The organism is Rhodococcus sp. P3_B8 (assembly GCF_056402775.1).
Genome location: NZ_JBFUGT010000387.1, coordinates 1 through 5,401, shown reverse-complemented (window position 1 = coordinate 5,401; position 5,401 = coordinate 1). Strand labels below are relative to the sequence as shown.

Below are 5,401 nucleotides of genomic sequence, written 5' to 3'. Positions count from 1 at the left end.
ATCCGGGAGCCGCCACTCCGACCGAGGCGTTTCGCGCCGTCGGTGCGGGAGCGCGCAGCATCAAACTGTTCCCCTCCGACTCGGTCGGGACAGCCGGGATGCAGGCCTGGCGGGCGGTCCTGCCGACGGAAGTCGAATTGCTCCCCGTCGGCGGCGTCGACCGCACCAACCTCGCCGAGTGGGCCGCCGCGGGAGCGGGCGGTGCGGGACTCGGAACCTGCCTGTACCGGCCCGGGGACGGCGCCGACACCGTCCGCGACCGCGCCCTCACCCTGATGAACATCTGGTCGGCCGAAGCCGCCTGAACCGACACCCACGACCACCGGGGCCACCACCACAGCCCCGCACAGGAGGACTCATGAAGATCACGTCACTCACCACGTACGCCGTACCCCCCAGGTGGCTGTTCCTGCGGATCGAGACGGACGACGGCGTGGTCGGCTGGGGCGAACCGGTGCTCGAAGGCCGGGCCGCGTCCGTCGCCGCCGCAGTGGAGGAACTGTCCGACTACCTGATCGGGCAGGATCCGACGCAGATCGAGGACCTGTGGACGGTCATGTACCGGTCGGGTTTCTACCGCGGCGGCGGCATCCACATGAGCGCGCTTGCCGGTATCGACCAGGCCCTGTGGGACATCAAGGGCAAGGCCCTCGGCGTCCCGGCGTACGAGCTTCTCGGCGGCCGCGTCCGCGACCGGATCAAGGTCTATTCCTGGATCGGCGGCGACCGCCCGTCGGACACCGCGAAGGCGGCACGCGAGGTGGTCGACCGGGGGTTCACCGCCGTGAAGATGAACGGCACGGAGGAACTGCAGTACCTGGACTCCTGGGACAAGGTGGACCGGTGCCTCGCCAACGTCGCCGCGGTACGGGACGCAGTGGGCCCGAACATCGGCATCGGCGTCGATTTCCACGGCCGGGTGCACAAGCCGATGGCCAAGGTGCTGCTGAAGGAACTCGAACCGTTCCGGCTGATGTTCGTCGAGGAACCGGTCCTCTCCGAGCACGTCGACGGTTTCGTCGACGTGCTGCGACAGTCGCCGATCCCGATCGCGCTGGGTGAGAGATTGTTCTCCCGTTGGGATTTCAAAACCGTCCTCGCGTCCGGGGCCGTGGACATCATCCAGCCCGATCCGTCACACTGCGGCGGAATCACCGAGGCCCGGAAGATCGCGCACATGGCCGAGGCGTACGACGTGGCACTCGCGCTGCACTGCCCCCTCGGGCCGATCGCCCTGGCCACGTGCCTGCAGATCGACGCGGGCTGCTACAACGCGACGATCCAGGAACAGAGCCTCGGCATCCACTACAACACGTCGAACGATCTCCTCGACTATCTCGTCGACCCGTCCGTGTTCACCTACGCGGACGGTCAGGTCCGGATCCCCACCGGTCCGGGACTGGGCATCGAGGTGAACGAGGAGTACGTCATCGAACGGGCCGCCGAAGGACATCGCTGGCGAAACCCGGTCTGGCGCCACAGCGACGGATCCTTCGCGGAGTGGTGAGGGCAATGGTGCAGACCCAGAAGATCGGCAAGTCCACTACGGTGGCCGCGCAGGCGTCGAAGGCGCGCGTTCTCATCGCGGTGATGCTGTTCGTGACCGTCGTCATCAACTACATCGACCGGGCGAACCTGTCTATCGCGATGCCCGCGATCGCGGACGAAATGGACCTCACCAAGGCGCAGCAGGGACTTCTCCTGTCGGCGTTCGGCTGGACCTATGCGGCGCTGCAGATTCCCGGTGGATGGCTCGTCGACAGGATTCCCCCGAGACTGCTCTACCCCGGCTGCCTCATCCTGTGGTCGGTCGCGACCGCGTTCATGGGGGTCATCGGTGGCTTCGTGGCGCTCATCGCGTTGCGCCTGCTGGTCGGTGTGTTCGAGGCGCCCGCGTATCCGATCAACAACCGGGTCGCGACGGCCTGGTACCCCGAGCGGGAACGGGCGACGGTGATCGGCTTCTACACGTCCGGGCAGTTCATCGGACTGGCCCTGCTCACGCCGTTCCTGTCCTGGCTGCAGTCCGTGCTGTCGTGGCACTGGGTATTCATCGTGACCGGAACGATCGGGGCGGTCTGGGGTGCCGTGTGGTACGCGTTCTACCGCGAGCCACGCGATTCGCGGGCGAACGACGCCGAGATCGACCTGATCCGCGACGGCGGCGGACTCGTCGACCTCCTGGACGAGCAGCAGCCCGAACGTCCGGCCGTGACCCGGAACGATGTCGCCACCGTCCTCGGCCGGCGCAAGCTGTGGGGAATCTACCTGGGGCAGTTCTGCCTCACGTCGACGCTGTGGTTCTTCCTCACCTGGTTCCCCACGTACCTCGTCGAGTACCGGGACATGGATTACATCAAGTCCGGATTCCTCGCCTCGCTGCCGTTCGTCGCGGCACTCGTGGGTGTGCTGTTCTCCGGAGTCTTCTCCGACTTCCTGCTACGCAAGGGGGTGTCTCTCGGAGTCGCCCGCAAGGGCCCGATCATCGTGGGCCTGTTGCTGACCGTCGCGATGATCGGCGCCAACTTCACCGACTCGACGGCGATGGTGATCGTGTTCCTGTCCATCGCGTTCTTCGGCAACGGACTCGCGTCGATCACGTGGTCGCTGGTGTCGGCACTCGCGCCGGAACGACTGCTCGGGCTCACCGGTGGAATGTTCAACTTCATCGGCAACCTGTCGTCGATCGCGACACCCATCGTGATCGGGTTGCTCGTCACCGACGACAGCTTCGCGCCGGGGTTCGTCTACATGACCGTTGTGACCGCGGTCGGGATCGCGTCGTACGTCTTCCTGGTCGGACGGGTGGAGCGCGTGCGGAGCTGACCGCAGGACGAGAAAACCGGGGTGAGTGCCGTCGGCACTCGCCCCGGTTTTCTCGTCAGTACAGTGCGGCGGCGAGTTTCCGGCGCGCGGTCATGACGACCGGTTCGGCCGGGTCGAACAGTTCGAACAGTTCCAGCAGGCGAGTCCGTACCCGCGTCTTGTCGTCGCCGGCGCTGCGGGCGACGACTCCGATGAGCCGGGCGAACGCCGCGTCCGGGGCCTGGGAATAGACCTCGACGTCCGCGGCCTGCAGCTGGGCGTCGATGTCGTTCGGGGCGGCGTCCGCCGCGGCGACGGCGCCGGGATCGACGGACTGCACGCGGGCGAGGAAACGCACCTGGCGGATCGCGCCCTGCGCCTCGACGTTGGCCGGTTCCTCGTCGAGGATCTTCTGGAACTCGGCTTCGGCTGCCGACAGGTCGCCTTCGTCGAGCGCGGCCTCGGCGGCCACGAAGCGCGGGTCTTCCGGCTCGGGCTCGTCGGCGTTCCCGTCCGCGGCCGGCGGTCCGGACAGCTTTCCGGCGGTTGCCTGCTGGACGGCGGCGAGCCACTGGCGCAGTTGAGGTTCGGGCTGAGCGCCCTGGAAGTCGGCGAGCGGCTGTCCGCCGGCGATGGCGACGACGGTCGGGACGGACTGGACGCCGAAGGCCTGCGCGATGCGCGGGTTGGCATCGACGTCGACCTTGGCGAGCACCCAGGTGCCGCCTGCCTCGTGTGCCAGCTTTTCGAGCAGGGGTGAGAGTTGTTTGCACGGCTCGCACCAGGTGGCCCACAGGTCGACGACCACCGGGACCTGCTGGGACCGGACGAGCACCTCCGCCTCGAACGTCGCCTCGGTGACGTCGATGACGGGGGCGAGTCCGGTACTCCCGGGTGCGGCCGGAGCGGCGCCGTCCCCGGAGGGTGCGGGCGCCGGCGGGGGCGGAGCGGCCGCACGCTCCTTGAGGGCGGAGAGATCGACTGCTCCGCTCATGGCTGCGGCCACTGCTGAGGAACGCGCTGACGGACGAGAACCTGGTCGAGTCACGTCCACCAGTTTGTCACGATTTGAGCGCGCACCGGAATGCGGGCCGTGCCTACCGCGGAGTGGATCAGACGAACGACGGTTCACTCTTCACTGCGCTCGACCGGGACAGTTCGCCCATCCGGCCGGTGCGGGCCGCCCAGACCTCGAATACGACGGTGCCGAACGGCGGGACGCTGGCGACGAGCGCCCAGAAGGTGGTGACCAGATTCCAGCTCAGCTTGCGGGCGGTCCACAGCGAGATGAGCAGGTACAGGACGAAGACGCCGCCGTGGATGGGGCCGAAGATCTTCACGCCGATCTCGTTGCCGTCGGCAGGCAGGTACTTGAAGGCCATGCCGATGAGGAGGCCGAGCCAGGTGAAGGCCTCCAGAATTGCGACAAATCGGAAGCGCTTGGCCGTGGTGCTGAGATCGAAGACGTTCGCCATGACGACCATTGTGCCCGACCATCTACGACAGTCCGTAGTGGTGTGAGATACACCACTACGGACTGTCGTCGTGTCACGCCTTGGGAACGCGCACGATCAGGGCGTCACCCTGGCCGCCACCACCGCACAGCGCCGCAGCGCCCACACCCCCGCCGCGACGACGCAGCTCCAACGCCAGATGCAATGCGATCCGCGCCCCCGACATCCCCAGCGGGTGCCCCATCGCGATCGCCCCGCCGTTGACGTTCACGATCTCCGGATCCAACCCCAGCTCCCGCGTCGATGCGATCCCCACCGCGGCGAAGGCCTCGTTGATCTCCACCAGATCCAGCTCCTTGGGGTCGATCCCCTCCTTGGCGCACGCCTTCGCGATGGCCCGCGCCGGCTGCGACTGCAACGTCGAATCCGGACCCGCCACCACCCCGTGCGCGCCGATCTCGGCGATCCACGACACCCCGAGTTCCTGCGCCTTCGCCTTGCTCATCACCACGACAGCGGCCGCACCGTCGGAGATCTGCGACGCCGACCCTGCGGTGACCGTGCCGTCCTTACTGAACGCCGGCCGCAGCCTGGCCAGGGATTCGACCGTCGTATCGCCGCGCACGCCCTCGTCGGAGCCGACCAGCACCGGATCACCCTTGCGCTGCGGCACCGGCACCGGCACCACCTCGTCGTCGAACACCCCGTCCTTCCAGGCCCGGGCCGCCTTCTGATGCGACGCGGCCGCGAACGCGTCCTGCTCCTCGCGGCTGATCCGCTGCCCGTCCTCCGCGTTCTTCGCCTCGGTCAGACTCCCCATCGCCTGATCGGTGAAGATGTCGTACAACCCGTCGAAGGCCATGTGGTCGCGCATCGTGACGTCGCCGTACTTGAAACCCTCCCGCGACTTCTCCAGCAGGTGCGGGGCGCGCGACATCGACTCCTGACCCCCGGCGACGACGACGTCGAACTCGCCGGCCCGGATCAGCTGATCCGCCAGTGCGATCGCGTCGATCCCCGACAGACACACCTTGTTGATGGTCAGGGCCGGCACATCCATCCCGATCCCCGCGGCCACCGCAGCCTGCCGCGCCGGGATCTGACCCGCCCCCGCCGTCAGCACCTGACCCATGATCACGTAC

General features: G+C 67.7%; 6 protein-coding genes. 3 read left to right on the top strand and 3 right to left on the bottom strand.

Annotation, left to right across the window (positions count from 1 at the left end):
* From AC1D1G_RS41075 to AC1D1G_RS41065, 3 genes are all read left to right on the top strand, one after another.
* Positions 1 to 305 (top strand): beta/alpha barrel domain-containing protein (locus tag AC1D1G_RS41075; protein ID WP_477956480.1); only part of this gene is annotated, 305 nt, incomplete at its 5' end.
* Positions 306 to 358: 53 nt separating this feature from the next.
* A complete protein-coding gene (gene dgoD, locus AC1D1G_RS41070) occupies positions 359 to 1,507 on the top strand; it encodes a galactonate dehydratase (protein WP_283333531.1) in 1,149 nt (382 codons plus the stop codon).
* Positions 1,508 to 1,512: 5 nt separating this feature from the next.
* Complete coding sequence (locus AC1D1G_RS41065) at positions 1,513 to 2,826, top strand: MFS transporter (protein WP_477956479.1); 1,314 nt, start codon at positions 1,513 to 1,515, stop codon at positions 2,824 to 2,826.
* Positions 2,827 to 2,881: 55 nt separating this feature from the next.
* Here the strand turns inward: AC1D1G_RS41065 and AC1D1G_RS41060 are convergent, their stop codons facing one another.
* The 3 genes from AC1D1G_RS41060 to AC1D1G_RS41050 all read right to left on the bottom strand — a co-directional run.
* Complete coding sequence (locus tag AC1D1G_RS41060) at positions 2,882 to 3,799, bottom strand: tetratricopeptide repeat protein (RefSeq protein WP_283333530.1); 918 nt, start codon at positions 3,797 to 3,799, stop codon at positions 2,882 to 2,884.
* Positions 3,800 to 3,917: 118 nt separating this feature from the next.
* On the bottom strand, positions 3,918 to 4,289 hold the full coding sequence (locus tag AC1D1G_RS41055; RefSeq protein ID WP_317567540.1) for a DUF3817 domain-containing protein: 372 nt from the start codon (positions 4,287 to 4,289) through the stop codon (positions 3,918 to 3,920).
* Between the two features lie 64 nt (positions 4,290 to 4,353).
* The coding region (locus AC1D1G_RS41050; protein WP_477956478.1) for an acetyl-CoA C-acetyltransferase at positions 4,354 to 5,401 on the bottom strand (1,048 nt) is incomplete at its 5' end.